The organism is Pseudomonas sp. o96-267, assembly GCF_003935465.1.
Taxonomy (GTDB): domain Bacteria; phylum Pseudomonadota; class Gammaproteobacteria; order Pseudomonadales; family Pseudomonadaceae; genus Aquipseudomonas; species Aquipseudomonas sediminis.
The window spans coordinates 1-20713 of sequence record NZ_RHQP01000038.1 but is presented as its reverse complement, the minus strand read 5'-3'; the positions used below and the strand labels follow the sequence as shown (position 1 = coordinate 20713).

The following is a 20713-nucleotide window of genomic DNA, read 5'->3' as shown; positions in this document are numbered from 1 at the left end:
CTTGGGGTAGGCTCGGGGCCTTGCCGAAACAGCCGTCCTTCAGCAGGTCGTTTTTCAACAGCCTGCCAGGTGTTCAGGAGGCGTGGGGGGAAGGTTCCTCCGTAGCTTCGTGATCTTGCGGTGGTGCATCGGGCATCAGCTCCAGCACCGTAGGGCTGGTACGCAGCATGGGCGTGAAGTGCGCGGCTTCGCCGCTGACCAGATCGCTGACATGGCGCAGCCGGTATAAGGTATAGGCGGCCAGCAGGCCGAGGGTGCAGGCGAAGTACAGTGGCAGTGCGCTGGCGCCCAGTTGCTCCATCAGCACGCCAGCCAGCAGCGGGCCGCACACCGAGCCGATGCCATTGACCATCAGCAAGCTGGCGGAGCCGGAAAGAATCTCGTCGCTGTGCAACTGGTCGATCAGTTGCGCCACGGCGATGGGGTAGATGGCGAAGGCCAGCCCACCCCAGATGAAAATGGCGCCGAGCAGCAGCGGACCGGCCGGCAGCAGGCTCATGATCAGCGCCAGGGCGACTGCCAGTATCACCACCCAGAGCAGCACCTGACGCCGGTCGTGACGATCCGAGTAGATACCGATGGGCCATTGCAGCAGGGCGCCACCGAGAATGGTCGCGGTCATCAGCAGGCCGACGCCGGAGGTATCGAAGCCGGCCAGGCTGGCGTAGACCGGCGCCATGCCCCAGAAACCACCCATGGCCAGGCCGGAAAGCCCGGCGGCGACTATCGCCAGCGGAGCAATAGTCCACAGTTGGCGCAGGTTGGTCGGCGGCGTTTCCGGCAGGCTCGGCTGTGCCTGACGGGTCAGGGTAATGGGCATCAGCGCAGCGCTGATGAGGATGGCAGCGATGGCGAACAGGGTGAATTGCACCGGGTCGGCCAGCTGCAGCAACTGCTGGGCCAGCGCCAGGGCGCCAAGGTTGACCACCATGTACACGGCGAACACCTGGCCACGCCTCTCGTTGGGCGCCTGCGCGTTGAGCCAGCTCTCGATGACCATGTACAGCGTCACCAGCCCCAGGCCGTAGAGCACCCGTAGGCCCAGCCAGACCCAGGGATTTATCAGCAGCAGATGGAGCAGGGCGGCGATGGCGGCCAGGGCGGCACAACAGGCGAACGCGCGAATGTGCCCGATACGTTTGACCAGCGGAGTCGCCAGCCAGGTACCGAGGAGGAACCCGACGAAGTACCCGGACATGATCAGTCCGAGCATCGTGGTGGAGTAGCCTTCGGCGACGCCACGCAGGGTCAGGAGGGTGTTGAGCAGACCATTGCCAAGCAGGAGTAACGCGACCCCGCTCAGCAATGAACTGATGGGGGCAATCAGGGACCACATGCAAACTACCCTAGGGAACTGTGCCTCTGATAGCAAGCATGAAGTACGCCATGTTTTTTACGTTTCGTTTTTATCTATTTGATTTTTAACGATTATTTTTACTGATGAACGGTCATGCAATTTTTTGGCGGCAAACTTGGCACCATCATGGTGCCTCGTTCGCGATCTGCAGGGGCGCCAGCGTCTGATCCGAGTCCTGCAACGCGCGATTGATGCGAGTGATGAAATCGTTGATTTCCTCGCGATCACGCCGCTCGCGCAAATGGCGCTCGGCGGTGTCGCGTACGCTGCGTGCATGGCACAGAAGGTCGGCGCGTTGCTGGCAGCTGGCAGGGCGATGCAGCAGGTTCTTGAAGGCCTGCAGCAGGCTGACCAGCACACAGACATCGGCGGCGCCATAGGTGCGTATCGGACCCAGAAGTTGCAGCAGTAGCTGGTCCAGCGACAGCTCCTGGTAGCACAGCCGCGGTGGCTCGTCGGGCAGGCTGGCGAAATCTCGTTCGGACAGCGCCAGGCGTCTGCTCAACAGTACGCTGAGCAGGTCCACGGTCTTGATTGCCGTGCCCGGATCGTTGATGCCGGGGCTCAGCGCCTTCACGGCGATCTCCGACATCTGCCGGCAACCGAAGAAGTAATGGCTGCTGGCGTACTCCTCGATGAAGAAGTCGAAGCAATCGAGCAGTTGCTGGCACACGGCTCCATCTAGCGGACGCTCCAGGCGAAACAGCGGATGCCCCTCGCTGACGAAGAAACCGCGGTGGGCAAGGACTGTCATCCGTACCTGGTGGCGCTGCAGCAGCGTGTTGACCTCCTTGATGTTGAGCTCCTTGAAGTAGCCGTTGCGCTGCGCGTGAACGGTGATCCACTCACTGTCATCCGGCCACTGGGGCGCGGCGTCGCGCGAAGCTGGACTGCCGCCGCAGGCATCGAGCTTTTCCAGGCTGGTGTTGTAGAGGTTACCGAGGATGTGCTCGACCTGAATCGACTGCGAAATCGAGCGGATGAAGTGCACGAACAGGCCCAGGCAGACGATGCCCAGGGCCAGGGTTATGAGCACGCCGAGGCTGGGTATCCGCTCATTGTTGCCCTGCTCGATGGTGGTGATCAGCAGCAGCGCGTAGAGGATGGTGCCGAGGTAGAAGCCCAGGGTTTTCTGGTGCCCCTTGTCGCTGACCAGGCCGGGAATCACCCGTGGTGACAGCGATGCGGCTGCGTTGTTGAGCACCACCATGACCATCGAGAAACTGAACACCATCAGTGACAGAATACCCGTGACCAGCGTGCCGAGAATCAGCCTGGCATTGTCTGCATTGCTTACCAGGCCGAGATCGACGTGATCCTTGAACGCCATCATCCACGGCTGGTACTCGGCAGCCATGGTCAGCAGGCACAGCAGGAAGAAGCCGCTGGCGATCAGCGTCGGGTAGAACGCCAGGCTGTGGATGATGCGCTGGTAGGCACGAAAGAGGATGTTGCTGGGTACGGCCATGGGCGAATCCGTCGTGAATGGCGATGACCGCACTATAGCTGTGAAGCTGGCAGGCGGCGGTCAGTAAGACCTGCCGCCTGTGGACTCAGTTCACGCAGACCCGAGCGATGGCGTCGGCCAACTGGTCCAGCCGGCTGGCATCCAGCCCGGCGACGTTGGCGCGGCCGCTGCCGACCATGTACACGCTGAACTCCTCGCGCAGGCGTTGCACCTGCAGCGGCGACAAGCCGGTGTAGGAGAACATGCCGCGCTGTTCGGCGATATGCGCGAAGCGCTCGCTCAGACCGTGCGGTGCCAGCGCCTCGACCAGGCCGTGACGCAGGCTGGCGACGCGCAGGCGCATGCTTTCCAGCTCGTCCAGCCACAGCGCCTTGAGTTCTTCGTCGCCGAGAATCTGCGCCACCACGGCGGCGCCATGGGCCGGCGGCGTCGACCACAGGTTGCGGGCGATGGAGGCCAGCTGACTGCGGATGTCGACGAGCTTTTCGGCGTCGCCGGCGCAGACGATCAGGGCACCGGTGCGCTCGCGATACAGGCCGAAGTTCTTCGAGCAGGAACTGGTGATCAGCAACTCCGGCAGCTCGGCGGCGAACAGGCGCACGGCCCAGGCATCTTCTTCCAGGCCATCACCGAAGCCCTGGTAAGCGAAGTCGATCAGTGGTAGCAGCTCACGCGCCTTGACCACCTCCAGCACGCGCTTCCAATCGCGCGGAGTGAGGTCGAAGCCGGTGGGGTTGTGGCAGCAGGCATGCAGAAGTACCACGTCACCCTTGGGCAGGTGGGTGAGGGCGGCGATCATGGCCTCGACGTCGAGGCGATTGTTGGCGCCGACGTAGGGGTAGTGGCCGACCTTGAGCCCGGCCTCGGCGAACAGCGTTTCATGGATCGGCCAGGTCGGATCGCTCAGCCAGATACCGCGCCCGGCCAGGCAGTGGCGGATGAAATCACCCGCCAGACGCAGGGCGCCGGTGCCGCCTGGCGTTTGCGTTGCGCCGGCGCGCTGCTCGGCGAGCAGTGCCGAGTCCGCACCCAGCACCAGCTGGCTCAGGAGCGTGCCGAACGCGGCGTCGCCATGGCCGCCGATGTAGGTCTTGGTTTGCTCGACGTCGATCAGGCGCTGTTCGGCCAGCTTCACCGCGCGCGGGATCGGCGTCAGGCCCTGGGCGTCTTTGTAAACGCCGACGCCGAGATCCAGGCGCGCCGGATTGCTATCGAGGCGATAGGCTTCCATCAGGCTGAGGATGGGATCGCCCGGCACGCGGGCGATCTGGGCGAAATGACTCACTTGCGGCCCTCGGCGCTGGCAGCCAGCACATCGGTGCGCGCGGCCATGATGAAGTCGTTGCGGTGCAGGCCGCGCATTTCGTGGCTCCACCAGGTGACGGTGACCTTGCCCCACTCGGTGAGCAGCGCCGGATGGTGACCCACTTCCTCAGCGATGGCGCCAACGGCATTGGTAAAGGCCAGGGCATGGCGGAAGTTCTTGAACAGGTACACGCGCTCCAGCTCCATGTGGTCGCCGCGTACCTCGATGTTCCAGTCGGGGATCTCGCGGATCAGCTCGGCCAGTTCTTCATCGGTCACTTTCGGCGCATCGGCGCGGCAGGCTTCGCATTGGGCTTGGGCAAGGCTCATTGGGGTTCTCCTGGGTAAACAATGTAATGACAGTAGTTGATCATCGAGTGTAGGAGCCGCGCCCTCGCGGCGAATCGCGGGGGCAACGTCGATAAGGGAGTCAGGCCACAATCGTTTCGCGCCGGGGGCGGCGCTCCTACAGGGCGATGCATCGCACCAAGGTGTAGGAGTCGCGCCCTCGCGGCGAATCGAGAGGGCAGCGCCATTCGTGCGTAATGGGACGTCACGGTCTACGCGGCTTTCGGCGGAAACTTCGGCGCGTGCAAGCCCAGCGCCATGGCCCTATGCACCAGCGCCATGATGTCTTCCTGAGCCAGCTCGAACAGGCGCTTGAGCTCGGGCAGGACGAAGTACACCGGCTGCAGGATATCGATGCGATACGGCGTGCGCATCGCTTCCAGCGCATCGAAGGGCTGGTGCTCGGGCACGTCGGACAGCGCGTAGAGAGTTTCCTTCGGCGAGGAGAGGATGCCGCCGCCATAGATGCGCCGGCCCTGCGGGGTGTCGAGCAGGCCGAATTCGATGGTCAGCCAGTACAGCCGCGCCAGGTAGACGCGCTGCTCTTTCGTGGCCTTGAGACCGAGCTTGCCGTAGGTGTGGGTGAATTCGGCGAACCAGGGGTTGGTCAGCAGCGGGCAGTGGCCGAAGATCTCGTGGAAGATGTCCGGTTCCTGCAGGTAGTCCAGCTCCTCGGGCTTGCGGATGAAGGTGGCGACGGGAAACTGCTTGCTGGCCAGCAGCTCGAAGAAGGTCTGGAAGGGGATCAGCGCCGGCACTCGCGCCACGCGCCAGCCAGCGGTGGCTTCGAGCACACGATTGATCTCGCCGAGCTGCGGAATGCGCTCCAGCGGCAGGCCGAGCTGTTCGATACCGTCCAGATACTCTTGGCAGGCGCGGTTCTCGATCACCTTCAACTGGCGAGTGATCAGGGTGTTCCACACCTGATGTTCGCTTTCCGGGTAATGGATAAAGCCACTCTCGTCCGGTTCCCGGGCCAGGTACTGCGTACTCTTCATCGCTGCCTCCTTCTGGGGGCTGTTGTTCTTGTCTTGACCCGAGCATGCCGCTGATTGCTCGGGTTGAAAGCAGGCGAGTGAGAGGCGGTGCCTTGTGCAGGGTCCAGAAACTGTAAAATTTTGATTACGATTTTGCCGGAATGGCGAATACCCAGCTTGCTGGTTGGTTTTGGTGTCACATATTCTTGACGGAAATTATGCTGCCATCGTCGATTTCTACGCCCCGGCGGCCACAACAACAAGAGCCTGAGCCATGCGTATCAAGGTCCACTGCCAGAACCGTGTCGGCATCCTGCGTGACATCCTCAACCTGCTGGTCGACTACGGCATCAACGTCGCCCGTGGCGAAGTCGGGGGCGAGCAGGGCAACGCCATCTACCTGCACTGTCCGAATCTGATCAATCTGCAGTTCCAGTCGCTGAGGCCGAAGTTCGAGGCCATTGCCGGCGTATTCGGCGTCAAGCGCGTGGGCCTGATGCCCAGCGAGCGGCGTCATCTCGAGCTCAATGCCCTGCTCGGTGCGCTGGATTTTCCCGTGTTGTCCATCGATATGGGCGGCAGCATCGTCGCGGCCAACCGCAGTGCCGCGCAGTTGCTCGGCGTGCGCGTGGACGAGGTGCCGGGCATGGCGCTGTCACGCTATGCCGAGGATTTCGACCTGCCCGAGCTGGTACGTGCCAACAAGGCGCGGATCAACGGCCTGCGGGTAAAGATCAAGGGTGATGTGTTCCTTGCCGATATCGCCCCGCTGCAGAACGAACACGACGACAGCGAGGCGCTGGCCGGCGCCGTGTTGACCCTGCACCGCGCCGACCGCGTGGGTGAGCGCATCTACCATGTACGCAAGCAGGAGCTGCGTGGCTTCGACTCGATCTTCCAGAGTTCCAAAGTAATGGCGGCGGTGGTCAGGGAAGCGCGGCGCATGGCGCCATTGGATGCGCCGCTGCTGATCGAGGGTGAAACCGGCACCGGCAAGGAATTGCTGGCGCGCGCCTGTCATCTGGCCAGCCCGCGTGGGCAATCGCCGTTCATGGCACTCAACTGCGCTGGCCTGCCCGAGTCCATGGCCGAGACCGAGTTGTTCGGCTACGGCCCCGGTGCCTTCGAAGGCGCGCGCCCGGAAGGCAAGCTTGGCCTGCTGGAGCTGACTGCTGGCGGCACGCTGTTTCTCGACGGCGTCGGCGAGATGAGCCCGCGTCTGCAGGCCAAGCTGCTGCGCTTTCTGCAGGATGGTTGCTTCCGCCGTGTGGGCAGCGACGAGGAGGTGTACCTCGATGTGCGGGTGATCTGCGCCACCCAGGTCGACCTGTCCGAACTCTGCGCCCATGGCGAGTTTCGTCAGGATCTCTACCACCGCCTCAACGTGCTCAGCCTGCACATTCCGCCCCTGCGTGAATGCCTCGACGGTCTGGCGCCGTTGGTGGAGCACTTTCTCGATTCCGCCAGCCGGCAGATCGGCTGCGCGTTGCCAAAGCTGGCGCCGCAGGCCTTCGAGCGCTTGGCCCATTACCACTGGCCGGGCAACGTGCGCCAGCTGGAGAACGTGCTGTTCCAGGCGGTGTCGCTGTGTGACGGCGGTACGGTGAAGGCCGAGCATATCCGCTTGCCGGACTATGGCGCGCCGCAGCCGTTGGGTGAATTCTCGGTGGACGGCAGCCTCGACGATATTCTCGGCCGCTTCGAGAAGGCGGTGCTGGAGCGCCTGTTCCGCGATCATCCCAGCAGCCGCCAGTTGGGCAAACGCCTCGGTGTTTCCCATACCACCATCGCCAACAAGCTACGGCAGCACGGGCTGGGCAAGGACTAGGCGTAGGGTGCGCCGCGCGCACCAATGCTCCGCTGGCCCTGGCTGATACCTGCAATTTTTGGTGCGCACGGCGCAACCTACGGTTTTCAACGACTGCCGCGCCAGGCCGCGAGCACGCGCTCGCGCATGGCTCGTCGGTCTTGCAGGCGCTCGATCAGTTGCTCGGCCAGGTCGAGCCAGTAGGGATCGGCCTTGGCCTGAACCACCGCAAGGCCGGAAGCGAGATTGGCCCATGCCGGAGGCAGGCGGCCGTGACGCAGGGCGAAGCCGCCGTCACGGTCACGCGCCAGATAGCGTACGCGGGTGATGCCGGCCAGCAGGATACGGCCGTAGCACATCAGGCAGGGTTCGAGGCTGACGTACAGGGTCAGACCTCGGCGGTCCACTTGCGCATGTTCGCTTTCGAGCTGGTCGAGCACCTGCATCTCGGCGTGAGCGGCGCTGCTGTAAGTCGAGACGAACACTTGGTTGCGAGCGCTGCACAACAGTTCACCTGCGCCATCCACCAACAAGGCGCCGACCGCATAACAGCCTTCCTCGACTGCCAGCAGGGCCTGTTCGCAACAGAGCCTGGCCCAGGTGTCATCGTCGTGGATGCTGGCTGGCGCCTGCTGCAACAGGGCTAGGTGCTCGGTGTTCATGGCGTCTCCATGGCCGGCGAAATGTTGCCGGAGTATGGCCCGCCATTGGTCACGTGCCCTACGACCTTGGTGCAATAGGCAGGGCAGGCACCGGCGGCGACACTGAGGCCGTCCCGATCATCCTGCGTGATTTGGGTGCAAGCGTTTCCGCATTCCTTTCGAGGAGTGCCTTGAATGGGCGGGCGACCAATTTGGTCGCCCTTTTTTTTCCCGGAATTTAGCCCGGCTCTAGACGCCCTGGTTCAGCCGGTCGATCAGCGCGCGTACGCTGCCCGGTAGCGCATCCAGCTCACGTACCAGCATGCTGCGCTCGCGCACCGCCCAGGCTTCGTCCAGCTGCAGGATGGCCAGCTGCATGGTGCGGCTGTGCCGGCGTGCAGCCGACTCGGGAATGATGCCGATGCCGACGCCGCCCTCGATCATCCGGCAGATCGCCTCAAAGCTCGATACCTGGATACGCAGGGCCAGGTTGCCACCGAGTTTCTCCACCTGTTCACGCAAAAAACTCAGCAGGGTGCTGCCTTCGTGCAGGCCGATGTGCTGGTAGGCGAGGGTGTCGGCGAAACTTACCGACTGCCGCTGTGCCAGGGCATGGCCCAGCGGTACGGCCAGCACCAGACGGTCGGTGCTGAAGTGCAGCACCTGCAAACCCGGCGCCTGCACCGGGCCGGCGATGATGCCGAGATCCGCCGCGCCATCGAGTACGCCACGGACGATATCGCGGCTGAGGCGCTCCTGCAGGTCGACGGTAACGCCGGGACGTTCGGCGAGAAAACCGGCCAGCACCTCGGGGAGAAATTCGGTCACTGCCGTGGTGTTGGCGAAGATGCGGATGTGCCCGGCGGCGTCGGTGCCGTATTCGGTGAATTCGCTTTTCAGGTAGTCCACCTGACGCATGATCAGCCGTGCGTGCTGCAACAAGCGCTGGCCGGCCGGGGTCAGCTCGACGCCACGGCTGTCGCGGTACAGCAGGCGCGAACCGAGCTGGCCCTCCAATGCCTTGATCCGCGCACTGGCGGCGGCCGGCGAGAGAAACGCCTTACGCGCGCCCTGGGTCAGGCTGGGCGACTCGGCAATGTGGATGAACAGGCGCAGGTCGGGCAGATCGAAATGCATGGTGGCCATTTCCTGAGGTCATTCGTAGGGGCCCGCTTGCGGGCGATCACTGGCGATCTGTAAAGCATCGCCCGCAAGCGGGCTCCTACAGGATTGGCGTTAAGCATACCCGAACGCTGGTTTAAATAAATGCGGATTCTCTGAACGCATGCGGCATCGCATGCTCCAGCTCACACAAGAACCGAGCTGGAACCTGCCCCATGAGTGATTCTGCTTTTTCCGCCTGGATCGGTCGTAGCGAAGAAGTCCACGACCAACTCAGCCGCAATCTGGTCAAGCGCATCGCCGCCACCTTTGGTGAAGCCACGCCGGCCCATGGCGAGGCGCTGCCGCCGCTGTGGCACTGGGCGTTCTTTCAGGAACCGGTCGCCGAGAATGGTCTGGGCGAGGACGGCCATCCGGCGCGCGGCGGCTTCCTGCCGCCGGCCGACAACCGCAACCGCATGTGGGCCGGCGGCCGTATCGAGTTCATCCAGCCGCTGCGGGTGGGTGGCGAAGCCAGCCGGATATCGACCATCAAGCACATCGAGGAAAAGCACGGCCGCACCGGTGCGCTGTTGTTCGTCACCGTGCAGCACGACTACCTGCAGGACGGCCAACTGGCCATCCGCGAAGAGCAGGACATCGTCTACCGCGAGCCCAGCCCGCCGAAGGCCAGCAGTGGCGAGCCGCTGGTCGCTGGTGACTGGCGCGAGGCGGTCACGCCGTCCAGCACGCTGCTGTTTCGCTACAGCGCCGTGACCTTCAACGGCCACCGCATCCATTACGACTGGCCCTATGTCACCGAAACCGAAGGCTACAGCGGCCTGGTGGTGCACGGCCCGCTGATCGCCACCCTGAACCTGCGCGCCTTCTGCCGCGTCAACCCGCAGGCGCGCCTGCGTCATTTCGCCTATCGCGGCCTGCGCCCGTTGATCGCACCGAACCCCTTCGAGGGGGGTGGGCGCATCAGTGGCGATGGCCACGCCGAGCTGTGGGCGGGTAACGAAGCCGGCCTGGCGCAGCGCGCCGAAGTGCAATTCGACTGATTAGTAGGGCGAACCGGGATGCTGATTTCGTAGGGCGGCCTCAGGAGCCTAAGCGAACAGTCCGCCGAACCATGCCAATACCGGCACCGCACCTAAGGCTCAGCTTTCTAACGGCGTACTGCTTCGCGAGTACGCCCTACATCGTTGCCGGGCGGTGCCACGCCCACATGATTTCGAGGAAGACCGATGGACTACAACAATAACGAAGAACTCAACGCGATCCGTGAAGGCGTGCGCGCGCTCTGTGCGGAGTTCCCGGCCGAATACTGGCGCAAGATCGATGAAGAGAAGGGCTTCCCGGAAGCCTTCGTCACGGCCATGACCGAGGCTGGCTGGCTGTCGGCGATGATCCCGGAAGAATACGGCGGCTCGGGTCTGGGGCTGGCCGAGGCCTCGGTGATCCTCGAGGAGGTCAACCACTGCGGCGGCAACTCCGGCACCATCCACGGGCAGATGTACAACATGTTCACCCTGCTGCGTAACGGCAGCGAGGAGCAGAAGCGCCACTACCTGCCGAAGCTGGCCAGCGGCGAGCTGCGCCTGCAGTCGATGGGTGTCACCGAGCCGACCACCGGCACCGACACCACCAAGATCAAGACCACCGCCGTGCGCCAGGGCGACAAGTACGTGATCAACGGCCAGAAGGTGTGGATCTCGCGTGTACAGCATTCCGATCTGATGATCCTGCTGGCGCGCACCACGCCGCTGGCTGAGGTGCAGCGCAAGTCCGAGGGCATGTCGATCTTTCTGGTCGATCTGCGCGAGGCCATCGGCAATGGCCTTACCGTGCAGCCGATCGCCAACATGGTCAACCACGAGACCAACGAGCTGTTCTTCGACAACCTGGAGATTCCCGCCAGCAGCCTGATCGGCGAAGAGGGCAAGGGTTTCCGCTACATCCTCGACGGCCTCAATGCCGAGCGCACGCTGATCGCTGCCGAGTGCATCGGTGACGGTCGCTGGTTCATCGAGAAGTCCGCGCAGTACGCCCGCGACCGCGTGGTGTTCGGTCGGCCCATCGGCCAGAACCAGGGCGTGCAGTTCCCCATCGCCGAGGCGCACATCGAGATCGAGGCCGCCGACCTGATGCGCTGGCGCGCCTGCGAGGAATACGACGCCGGGCGCAACGCCGGGGCGGCGGCGAACATGGCCAAGTACCTGGCGGCCAAGGCCAGCTGGGAGGCGGCCAACGCCTGCCTGCAGACCCACGGCGGCTTCGGTTTCGCTAACGAATACGACGTCGAGCGCAAGTTCCGCGAAACCCGCCTGTACCAGGTGGCGCCGATCTCCACCAACCTGATCCTGAGCTACGTGGCCGAGCACTTGCTCGAACTGCCCCGTTCCTTCTGAGGCCGCGACCATGAGCAAACATACTCAACAACTGGCCGCGTTCCTTGCCGAACTCGCCTACGAGCAGATTCCCGAGCACGTACTGGACCGCACCGAAGACCTGTTCCTCGACTGGCGCGGCTCGGCCCTGGCCAGCGAAGGCGCACGGCCGATCCCGCTGTTCGAGGCCTATGCGCAGAAGATGGGCCCGGCCGATGGCCCCGCACGCATCCTGGTCAATGGCCGCGGCACCTCGGCGTACTTCGCCGCGCTGGTCAACGGTGCCTCCTCGCACCTGGTGGAGCAGGACGACCTGCACAACAGCTCGGTGCTGCACCCGGCCACCGTGGTCTTCCCGGCCGCTTTGGCGGCGGCGCAGGACCTGGGCAAGTCCGGCCGCGAACTGCTGCTGGCCTCGGTGGCCGGCTACGAGGCGGGCATTCGCATCGGCGAATTCCTTGGCCGCTCGCACTACCGCATCTTCCACACCACGGCCACGGTGGGCACCTTGGCCGCTGCGGTGGCGGTGGGCAAGCTGCTGGACTTCGACCAGCAGCAGTTCATCCATCTGCTTGGCAACGCTGGCACCCAGGCCGCCGGGCTGTGGGAATTCCTGCGTGACGCCGCCGACTCCAAGCAGCTGCACACCGCCAAGGCCGCGGCCGACGGTCTGCTGGCCGCGTACTTCACCGAGCAGGGCCTGACCGGCGCGCAGAACATTCTCGAAGGCGAGCAGGGCATGGCTGCGGGCATGTCCAGTGACGCCAATCCAAGCAAGCTGTCGGACCGTCTCGGCCGACGCTGGGCGCTGGTGGAAACCTCGTTCAAGTTTCACGCCTCCTGCCGCCATACCCATCCGGCGGCTGACGCGCTGCTCGACCTGATGCAGCGCGAAGGCCTGCGCCACGAGCAGATCGAGCGAGTCGTCGCCCGCGTGCATCAGGGCGCCATCGATGTGCTCGGCCGCGTGACCGTGCCGCAGACCGTGCACCAGGCCAAGTTCTCCATGGGCACCGTGCTCGGCCTGATCGCGGTGCATGGCAGTGCGCAACTGACCGAGTTCGCCAACCTGGCCCTGCAGGACCCGGCCGTGGCCGCCTTCCGCGACAAGGTGCAGATGCGCCTGGACCCTGAAGTCGATGTGGCCTATCCGCAGCGCTGGCTGGGCCGCGTCGAGGTGATCACCACCGATGGCCGCACCCTGCGTGGTGCCATCGATGAGCCCAAGGGCGACCCTGGTAACACCCTCAGCCGCGTCGAGCTGGAAGCCAAGTTCCGCCGCCTGCTGGCCTTCGCCGGCAAGCGCAGCAGCGATGAGGCGGGCGTGCTGATCGAACGGGTCTGGCGTCTGCGCAAGACCGACGACCTGAGCCAACTGGCCTGACCGAGGACATGGACATGAACAACGCACAACAACCCCGGCCACTGGATGGCATCACCGTGGTCAGCCTGGAGCACGCCATTGCTGCGCCGTTCTGCACTCGTCAGCTCGCCGACCTCGGCGCGCGGGTGATCAAGGTCGAACGTCCCGGCAGTGGCGATTTCGCCCGTGGCTATGACGAGCGCGTCGACGGTCTGGCCTCGCATTTCGTCTGGACCAACCGCTCCAAGGAAAGCCTGACCCTCGACCTCAAGCAGGACGATGCGATGCAGGTGCTCGGCAGTCTGCTGGCCAAGGCCGATGTGCTGGTGCAGAACCTCGCACCGGGCGCCGCCGCGCGCATGGGCTTGTCGTTCGAAGCGCTGCACGAACGCTTCCCGCAACTGATCGTCTGCGACATCTCCGGCTATGGCGAGGGCGGCCCGTACGAGCAGAAGAAGGCCTATGACCTGCTGATCCAGAGCGAGGGCGGCTTTCTCTCTGTCACTGGCGGCGCGGGCGAGGAGGAGATGGCCAAGGCCGGCTGCTCCATCGCCGATATCGCTGCCGGCATGTACGCCTACACCGGCGTGCTGTCAGCGCTGATGCTGCGCGGCAAGACCGGTGTCGGCAGTCGCGTCGATGTGTCGATGCTGGAAAGCCTGGTGGAGTGGATGGGCTACCCGCTGTACTACGCCTACGACGGCGCCACGCCGCCGCCGCGCGCGGGCGCCGCGCACTCGACCATCTACCCCTATGGCCCGTTCCCGGCTGGCGACGGCGGTACGGTGATGCTCGGCCTGCAGAACGAGCGTGAGTGGCAGGCGTTCTGCGCCAAGGTGCTGGAGCAGCCCGAACTGGCCAGTGACGAGCGCTTTGCCGCCAACTTCAAGCGCTCTGCAAACCGCAGCGAGCTGCGTGCGCTGATCGTCGAAGCCTTCTCGCGCATGAGCACCGCGCAAGTGATCGAGCGCCTGGAGCTGGCGCAGATCGCCAATGCCCAGGTCAATGACATGGCCGGCGGCTGGGCTCACCCGCAGCTCGAAGCGCGCCAGCGTTGGCGCCAGGTCGACAGCCCCAGCGGCAGCCTGCCGGCACTGCTGCCGCCAGGGCGCAACAACGCCTTCGAACCGCGCATGGACGCCATTCCAGCGTTGGGCCAGCACACCGATACGCTGCTCGCCGAGCTGGGTTATGCCGCTGGCGATATCCAGCGCCTGCATCAGCAGGGGGCCGTGTGATGAACCCATCCATCATTCGTACCGCGCTGTTCGTGCCAGCCAGTAGACCGGAGCGTATTCCCAAGGCGCTTGCCGTCGGGGCTGACGCGGTGATCGTCGACCTGGAAGACGCCGTGCAGGAGAGCCTCAAGGTCGAGGCCCGCGCCCATCTCGATGGCTTTCTCACCGCCAATCCAGAGGCTCGCTTGCTGGTGCGCATCAACGCGCCGGAGCATGCCGGCCATGGCGCCGATATCGAACTGTGCGGCCGTCATGCCGGAGTCGTCGGTGTGCTGCTGCCCAAGGTGGAAAGTGCCGCCCAGGTAGCGCGAGTGGCTGCCTGCGGCAAGCCGGTGTGGCCGATCATCGAGAGTGCGGCGGGCTTGTTGGCGTTGGCGGAAATCGCCCGCGCGGAAGGCGTCGAGCGTTTGTCCTTTGGCGCGCTCGACCTGGGGCTGGACCTGGGGCTGAGCAGCGGCAGCGCTGCGGCCGAACGAATCCTCGATCAGGCCCGCTATGACTTGCTGCTGCATTCGCGCACGGCAGGCCTGGCGGCGCCACTGGACAGTGTGTTCCCCGCCATCGAAGACCCTGACGGCCTTGCTCGCACGACGCGCGATGCCCGTGACATGGGCTTCGACGGTTTGCTCTGCATCCATCCCAAACAGGTGGAGGTCATCCATCGTGCGTTGCATCCGGTCGAGGAAGAGCTGGCCTGGGCACGACGCGTGATGGCAGCGGCCAGCAGCGGCGAAGGCGTTTTCGTGGTCGACGGCCAGATGGTCGACGCCCCGGTGCTCGGTCGCGCTCGTCGTCTGCTGCAACGCGCCGGCGAGAGTCCGGCCTGAATACCGGCCGGCGGCACTGCGCCGCCGGCTATTTCGTCCCACGTACCGACCTACAAAAACAATGAGGTAACGTCATGTTCAAATTCACCGCCAAGGCGCTGGCCTGCGCCGCCATCCTCTCTTGTGCCAGCCTGGCCCAGGCTGCTGATGCGCCCATCCTGATCAAGTTCGCCCATGTGGTGGCGGACAACACGCCCAAGGGACAAGGCGCACTGCTGTTCAAACAACTGGCCGAAGAGCGCCTGCCAGGTCGGGTGAAGGTAGAGGTCTACCCCAACTCGTCGTTGTTCGGCGATGGCAAGGAGATGGAGGCGCTGCTGCTCGGTGATGTGCAGATGCTGGCTCCGTCGCTGGCCAAGTTCGAGCAGTACGCCAAGCCGGTGCAGATCTTCGACCTGCCATTTCTGTTCGACAACATGGAGGCGGTCGACCGCTTCCAGGCTAGCCCCGAGGGCCGCGGGCTGCTGACCTCAATGGAAGACAAGAACATCACCGGCCTGGCCTACTGGCACAACGGCCTGAAGGTGATGTCGGCCAACAAACCGTTGCGTGATCCGGCCGATGCCCGTGGCCTGAAGTTCCGCGTGCAGGCGTCGGCGGTGCTTGAGGAGCAGTTCAAGGCAGTCCGCGCCAACCCGCGCAAGATGAGCTTCGCCGAGGTCTACCAGGGCCTGCAGACCGGCGTGGTCAACGGCACCGAGAACACCTGGTCGAACTACTACAGCCAGAAGGTGCACGAGGTGCAGAAGTACATGACCGAGTCCGATCACGGCCTGATCGACTACATGGTGATCACCAACACCAAGTTCTGGAAGGGCCTGCCGGATGACGTTCGCAGCGAGCTGGAGAAGGTCATGGCCGAGGTTTCGGTCGAGGTGAACAAGCAGGCTGATGAACTCAACCGCACGGCCAAGCAAGACATCGCCAAGGCTGGCACCACCGAGATCATCGAGCTGACCCCGCAGCAGCGCGCCGAATGGCGTGAAGCCATGCGCCCGGTGTGGAAGAAATTCGAGAAGGAGATCGGCGCCGAGCTGATCCAGGCGGCGGAGAAGTCCAACCAGCAGTGACGTGGCGCTACAAACGAAAACGCCCGGTGCTTGCACCGGGCGTTTTTTTGTCTCGGCCGAGCCTCAGAGCCCGGCTTCCTGCATCCACTTGGGCTTGGGATAACGACGGTCCGACTTGCCGGCCTTGAGGATGGCGCCGGGTACGTCGTGGCCAATCAGGCCGGGCAAAGTGGCAGCCGCTTCGAGCAGGGCATCGAGGTTCACGCCGGTGTCCAGGCCCATGCGCTGGAACATATGCACCAGATCCTCGGTGCAGATATTGCCGCTGGCGCCCGGTGCATAAGGGCAGCCGCCAAGACCGCCAAGTGAGGCGTCGAAACGGTCGATGCCCGCGTTCAATGCCGCCAGGGCATTGGCCAGGCCCATGCCACGGGTGTTGTGGAAGTGTGCGGTGAACACCGCCTCGGGCCAGCGCTGCAGCGACTCACGACAGATGCGCTCGACCTGGGCCGGGTCGGCCATACCGGTGGTGTCGCAGAGGGTCACGCCCTGCACGCCGATTTCGAGCAGGCGCTCGATCAGCTCATAGACGCGGGCCTCGGGCACTTCGCCCTCGAACGGGCAACCGAAGGTGGTCGACAGCGACGCGTTGATGAATACGCCGCTGCCACGGCTGACCTCGATGATCTCGGCGAACTGCGCCAGCGACTGCTCCGGTGTCATGCGCAGGTTGGCCAGACCGTGGGTATCGCTGGCCGACATCACCAGATTGATCTCGTCCACTTCGCAGGACAGCGCGCGCTCGCAACCCTTCACGTTGGGCACCAGCACGGTGTACTCCACGCCAGCCACGCGCCGGATGCCGCGCATCACTTCTTCGGCATCGCGCAGGTTGGGGATGGCCTTGGGGGAGGTGAAAGAGGTGACCTCGATCTTCGCCAGGCCGGTATGGGACAGGCGGTCGATCAGGGCGATCTTGTCTTCGGTGGGGATGAAGGAAGCTTCGATCTGGAAGCCGTCACGGGTGGCGACGTCCTGGATGTATAGGCGTTTGCTCATGGCATGATCCTGGTTGTTCGCGGCGTAGGGTGCGCTGTGCGCACCGGCTTGAGCTGCGTTGCTGTCTTGGTGGACAAGCTTCGCGTTGTCCACCCTACGAACTGTTGTAGTGCGCACGGCCTAGGCGGTCCCGCGACACCCTACGGGCTAAGCGGTACTGCTGTTAGATGATCCCGCGTTCGCGCAGCCCCGCGACCTGCTCGTCGCTCAGGCCAAGCCCGGCGAGGATGTCGTCATTGTGCTCACCGAGCTGCGGGCCGCCGGTGCCGATACGGCCCGGTGTGCGGCTGAGCTTGGGCAGCACGCCCGGCACCTTGAGCGGGCCGACGCTGGTCTGCACCTGCTCGATCATCTGCCGAGCCAGGTAGTGCGGGTCCTGCACGATGTCGGCGGCGGTGTAGGGGTAGCCGGCCGGCACGCGCGCGCCCTTGAGCGCTTCGATCACTTCATCGCGGCCGCGCTGGGCGGTCCATTCGGCGATGGCACTGTCGATCAGTTCGGCGTGCTGGCTGCGTCCGTCGTTCTGCTCCAAACGCGGGTCGTTGCCCAGGTCGTCGCGGCCGATCAGGCTCATCAGGCGCTTGTAGATGCTGTCGCCATTGCCGGCGATCAGTACGTAGCTGCCGTCCTTGCAGGGGTAGGAATTGGACGGCGTGATGCCGGGCAGGGCGCTGCCGGCCGGCTCACGGATATAGCCGAAGGCGTCGTATTCGGGAATCAGGCTTTCCATCATGGCGAACACCGACTCGTACAGTGCCACGTCGATTTCCTGGCCTTCGCCGCTGCGCGCCCGTTCCTGCAGGGCCAGCAGCACGCCGATCACGCCGTACAGCGAAGACAGCGAATCACCGATGCTGATACCGACGCGCACCGGCGCCTGGCCGGGGTAGCCGGAGAGGTGGCGCAGGCCGCCCATGGCTTCGCCGATCACGCCGAAACCGGGCAGATCGCGGTAGGGGCCGGTCTGCCCATAGCCGGAGATGCGCAGCATGATCAGGCGCGGGTTGATCGCCTTCAGCGCGTCATAACCCAGGCCCCAGCCTTCCAGCGTGCCGGGGCGGAAGTTCTCCACCAGCACGTCGGCCTCGGCCACCAGCTTACGCACGATGTCCTGGGCTTCGGCCTGCTTCAGGTCCAGGGTCAGCGAGCGCTTGTTGCGCGACTGCACGTGCCACCAGAGCGAGGTGCCGTCCTTGATCTTGCGCCATTTGCGCAGCGGGTCGCCTACACCCGGCGGCTCGATCTTGATCACGTCGGCGCCGAATTCGCCGAGCAGTTTGCTGGCGAAGGGACCGGCGATGAGCTGGCCCATCTCGATCACCTTGAGCCCCTGCAGGGCCATGTTGCTGGTGTTGTTTTGAGTCATGGCTGCACCTGATTTGCCTGTGCGTTTCTCGTGGTGCGCAGAATGGCGCAGCGGCGCGGTGCCGACAATTGCCCAATGGCCAAGCTAGGCTTCGCGTATCGCGAAGTGGCATGCTGTAAATCAGCTTTCTGGCAGCCTCGCTTCGCCAGGCACGAAATGGAGACCTTCATGCGCCGCATCGATTTCGTCACCCTCAAGCTGTTCGTCGCCATCGCCGACGAGCGCAGCCTGACCCGCGCCGCCGAGCGCGAACACCTGGCCCTGGCGGCGGTGAGCAAGCGCGTCAGCGACCTGGAAAATCAGCTCGGCATCGCGCTGCTCTATCGTCAGCCCAAGGGCGTAGAACTGACCCCGGCCGGCCACGCGCTGCTGCACCACGCGCGCAACATGATGGACAACCTCGAGCAGCTCAATGCCGACCTCAGCGAGTTCAGCGAAGGGGTGAAAGGCCATGTGCGCATCCACGCCAACACCTCGGCAGTGATCGAATTCCTGCCCGAGGATCTGGCCAGCTTCAGCCGCCTGCACCCGCAGGTGAAGATTGATCTGGAGGAGCGGGTCAGCAGCGAAACCATCCGCGCCGTGCGCGAGGGCCTGACCGATATCGGCATCTTCGCCGGGCACGTGCCGGCCGAGGATCTGCAGGTGTTCACCTACCGCCACGACCAGCTGGTGCTGGTCACCCCGCGCGAGCATCCACTGGCCGAACGCGACGGCCTGTTCCTGCGTGAAGCAGTGGGCTTCGATTTCATCGGCCTGCAGCAGGACGCCTCATTACATGGCCTGTTGCAGCATTCGGCGCAGAGTCAGGGCGTAGCACTGCGCCTGCGCATTCAGGTGCGCAGCTTCGAGGCCATCTGCCGGATGATCCACACCGGTATGGGCGTCGGCGTATTACCGGACCTGGCGGTGCGTACCTACTTGCCAGCGCTCGATGTGCGGGTCATCCCGTTGCACGATCCCTGGGCGCGGCGCGAACTCAAGGTGGCGGTGCGCAATCAGGACAACCTTTCGTTGACCGCGAAGCAGATGCTCGATCACCTGCGAAACAGTGGAGCGCCAGAGGGAGATTCAGCGCTGCCTTCGTGAATGCCGAAGGCTCGGTTGTTCAAATGTGAATTTCAGCCGGGGGGAGGGCGGAGTAGAGTCCGGGCCAATCGACGGCGATCCGCCCTCGACGCTCAGACAAAAACAACAGGAGCCTTCCATGAAGTTTTCTTTCGTCCGTCGTGGCCTGGCCGGCGTGCTCGCCGGTTGCGCACTGCTTGGCGCACTTTCGGCACACGCAGCCGAGTCGCAGCCGACCGCCCCGATCTTGATCAAGTTTTCCCATATCACCGCCGACAGCACGCCGAAGGGCCAGGGCGCGCTGCTGTTCAAGAAGCTGGTGGAGGAGCGTCTGGCCGGCAAGGTTAAGGTCGACGTCTATGCCAACTCTTCGCTGTATGGCGATGGCAAGGAAATGGAAGCCCTGCTGCTCAACGAAGTGCAGATGCTGGCGCCGGCACCATCCAAGCTGGAGCAGTACACCAAGCAGCTGCAGCTGTTCGACATGATGTTCCTGTTCGATGACGTGGCTGCCGCGCAGCGCTTCCAGTCTTCGGACAAAGGCAAGGCGCTGCTCAAGTCGATGGAGAGCAAGGGCATCACCGGCCTGGCGTACTGGCTCAACGGCATGCGCCAGCTCACTGCCAACAAGCCGCTGGTCGAGCCGGCCGATGCCCGTGGGCAGAAATTCCGCGTGCAGCCGTCCGATCTGCAGGCTGCGCAATACAGCGCCCTGCGTGCGGTGCCGCGCAAGATGGCCTTCGCCGAGATCTACCAGGGCCTGCAGACCGGCGTGGTCAACGCCCAGGACAACCCCTGGTCGAACATCTACTCGCAGAAGTACTTCGAGGTACAGAAGTACATGACCGAGTCCAACCATGCCATCGGCAACTACCTGCTGATCACCAACACCCAGTTCTGGAACGGTCTGCCGGCGGACATCCGCAGCGAGCTGGAGCAGATCGTCGACGAGGTGACCGTCGAGGTGAACAAGCAGGCCGAGGCGCTGAATACCGAAGCCCGTCAGGCCATCGTTGCTACCGGCAAGAGCGAGATCATCACCCTGACGCCCGAGCAGCGCGCCGCCTGGCGTGACGCCGTACGCCCGGCCTGGAAGAAGTTCGAAGCCGAGATCGGCACCGACGTGATCGAAGCCGCGCAAGCCGCCAACCAGCCGTAAGCCCCACAGCCGCTCCGGGCCCATGCACCCGGAGCGGCCTTTCATTCGCCGTCGCCTAAGACGGCGTTTGCCAATGACGAATATCGCGCCGTCCCAGGCTCGGTTAGATTCGTCCGACTCCTGACAATCACAAGAACCTCGCGGAGATGCCATGAACGCCTTGCGGCGCGGCTGGGAGCACTTCGAGGAAGGCTTTATCGCTTTCCTCCTGGCGACCATGACGCTG

At 64.3% G+C, this 20713-nt stretch carries 18 protein-coding genes and 1 pseudogene; 10 read left to right on the top strand and 9 right to left on the bottom strand.

Annotation, left to right across the window (positions count from 1 at the left end):
- Positions 1 to 73: 73 nt before the first annotated feature.
- From EGJ86_RS21220 to phhA, 5 genes are all read right to left on the bottom strand, one after another.
- The gene (locus tag EGJ86_RS21220) at positions 74 to 1336 is read right to left on the bottom strand and encodes an MFS transporter (RefSeq protein ID WP_125836518.1); all 1263 of its coding nucleotides are present in this window, start codon (positions 1334 to 1336) and stop codon (positions 74 to 76) included.
- Between the two features lie 145 nt (positions 1337 to 1481).
- Positions 1482 to 2825, bottom strand: a complete 1344-nt coding sequence (locus EGJ86_RS21215) for a DUF2254 domain-containing protein (protein ID WP_125836517.1) — start codon at positions 2823 to 2825, stop codon at positions 1482 to 1484.
- A gap of 85 nt (positions 2826 to 2910) precedes the next feature.
- Positions 2911 to 4110 (bottom strand): amino acid aminotransferase, encoded by a 1200-nt coding sequence (locus EGJ86_RS21210; RefSeq protein WP_125836516.1) that lies wholly within the window; start codon positions 4108 to 4110, stop codon positions 2911 to 2913.
- Positions 4107 to 4460 carry a 4a-hydroxytetrahydrobiopterin dehydratase gene (locus EGJ86_RS21205; protein ID WP_017674872.1) on the bottom strand — a complete coding sequence of 118 codons (354 nt, stop codon included), beginning with the start codon at positions 4458 to 4460 and terminating at the stop codon, positions 4107 to 4109. The genes EGJ86_RS21210 and EGJ86_RS21205 overlap by 4 nt, the downstream gene beginning before the upstream one ends.
- A gap of 230 nt (positions 4461 to 4690) precedes the next feature.
- Positions 4691 to 5476 (bottom strand): phenylalanine 4-monooxygenase, encoded by a 786-nt coding sequence (gene phhA / locus EGJ86_RS21200; protein ID WP_125836515.1) that lies wholly within the window; start codon positions 5474 to 5476, stop codon positions 4691 to 4693.
- Positions 5477 to 5729: 253 nt separating this feature from the next.
- Here phhA and EGJ86_RS21195 point away from each other — a divergent pair, with 253 nt between their 5' ends.
- A complete protein-coding gene (locus EGJ86_RS21195) occupies positions 5730 to 7283 on the top strand; it encodes a sigma-54-dependent transcriptional regulator (protein WP_125836514.1) in 1554 nt (517 codons plus the stop codon).
- A gap of 86 nt (positions 7284 to 7369) precedes the next feature.
- Here the strand turns inward: EGJ86_RS21195 and EGJ86_RS21190 are convergent, their stop codons facing one another.
- On the bottom strand, positions 7370 to 7924 hold the full coding sequence (locus EGJ86_RS21190; protein WP_125836513.1) for a nucleoside deaminase: 555 nt from the start codon (positions 7922 to 7924) through the stop codon (positions 7370 to 7372).
- Between the two features lie 228 nt (positions 7925 to 8152).
- Complete coding sequence (locus tag EGJ86_RS21185; RefSeq protein ID WP_125836512.1) at positions 8153 to 9040, bottom strand: LysR substrate-binding domain-containing protein; 888 nt, start codon at positions 9038 to 9040, stop codon at positions 8153 to 8155.
- Between the two features lie 200 nt (positions 9041 to 9240).
- Here EGJ86_RS21185 and EGJ86_RS21180 point away from each other — a divergent pair, with 200 nt between their 5' ends.
- The 6 genes from EGJ86_RS21180 (at position 9241) to EGJ86_RS21155 (ending at position 15895) form a co-directional block, all read left to right on the top strand.
- Positions 9241 to 10068 (top strand): MaoC family dehydratase N-terminal domain-containing protein, encoded by an 828-nt coding sequence (locus tag EGJ86_RS21180; protein WP_125836511.1) that lies wholly within the window; start codon positions 9241 to 9243, stop codon positions 10066 to 10068.
- 186 nt (positions 10069 to 10254) lie between these two features.
- Positions 10255 to 11418 (top strand): acyl-CoA dehydrogenase family protein, encoded by a 1164-nt coding sequence (locus EGJ86_RS21175; protein WP_059391297.1) that lies wholly within the window; start codon positions 10255 to 10257, stop codon positions 11416 to 11418.
- Positions 11419 to 11428: 10 nt separating this feature from the next.
- Positions 11429 to 12781: an MmgE/PrpD family protein gene (locus tag EGJ86_RS21170; protein WP_125836510.1), complete on the top strand. Its 1353-nt coding sequence runs from the start codon at positions 11429 to 11431 to the stop codon at positions 12779 to 12781.
- 14 nt (positions 12782 to 12795) lie between these two features.
- Positions 12796 to 13998 (top strand): CaiB/BaiF CoA-transferase family protein, encoded by a 1203-nt coding sequence (locus tag EGJ86_RS21165; RefSeq protein WP_125836509.1) that lies wholly within the window; start codon positions 12796 to 12798, stop codon positions 13996 to 13998.
- The gene (locus tag EGJ86_RS21160; RefSeq protein WP_125836508.1) at positions 13998 to 14825 is read left to right on the top strand and encodes a CoA ester lyase; all 828 of its coding nucleotides are present in this window, start codon (positions 13998 to 14000) and stop codon (positions 14823 to 14825) included. Before EGJ86_RS21165 ends, EGJ86_RS21160 begins: the two co-directional genes overlap by 1 nt.
- Before the next feature lie 74 nt (positions 14826 to 14899).
- Positions 14900 to 15895: a TRAP transporter substrate-binding protein gene (locus EGJ86_RS21155; RefSeq protein WP_125836507.1), complete on the top strand. Its 996-nt coding sequence runs from the start codon at positions 14900 to 14902 to the stop codon at positions 15893 to 15895.
- A gap of 63 nt (positions 15896 to 15958) precedes the next feature.
- On the opposite strand, the gene EGJ86_RS21150 is transcribed toward EGJ86_RS21155, so the two are convergent.
- Complete coding sequence (locus tag EGJ86_RS21150) at positions 15959 to 16894, bottom strand: hydroxymethylglutaryl-CoA lyase (protein ID WP_055985036.1); 936 nt, start codon at positions 16892 to 16894, stop codon at positions 15959 to 15961.
- Positions 16895 to 17057: 163 nt separating this feature from the next.
- The gene (locus EGJ86_RS21145; protein WP_055985033.1) at positions 17058 to 18260 is read right to left on the bottom strand and encodes a CaiB/BaiF CoA-transferase family protein; all 1203 of its coding nucleotides are present in this window, start codon (positions 18258 to 18260) and stop codon (positions 17058 to 17060) included.
- A gap of 168 nt (positions 18261 to 18428) precedes the next feature.
- Between EGJ86_RS21145 and EGJ86_RS21140 the strand changes: the two genes are divergently transcribed.
- From EGJ86_RS21140 to EGJ86_RS21130, 3 genes and pseudogenes are all read left to right on the top strand, one after another.
- Positions 18429 to 19349, top strand: coding sequence for a LysR family transcriptional regulator (locus tag EGJ86_RS21140; RefSeq protein ID WP_055985030.1), 921 nt, complete (start codon positions 18429 to 18431; stop codon positions 19347 to 19349).
- Positions 19350 to 19467: 118 nt separating this feature from the next.
- Positions 19468 to 20487, top strand: coding sequence for a TRAP transporter substrate-binding protein (locus EGJ86_RS21135; RefSeq protein ID WP_055985027.1), 1020 nt, complete (start codon positions 19468 to 19470; stop codon positions 20485 to 20487).
- Positions 20488 to 20638: 151 nt separating this feature from the next.
- Positions 20639 to 20713: pseudogene (locus EGJ86_RS21130) on the top strand (C4-dicarboxylate ABC transporter); the annotation flags it as partial.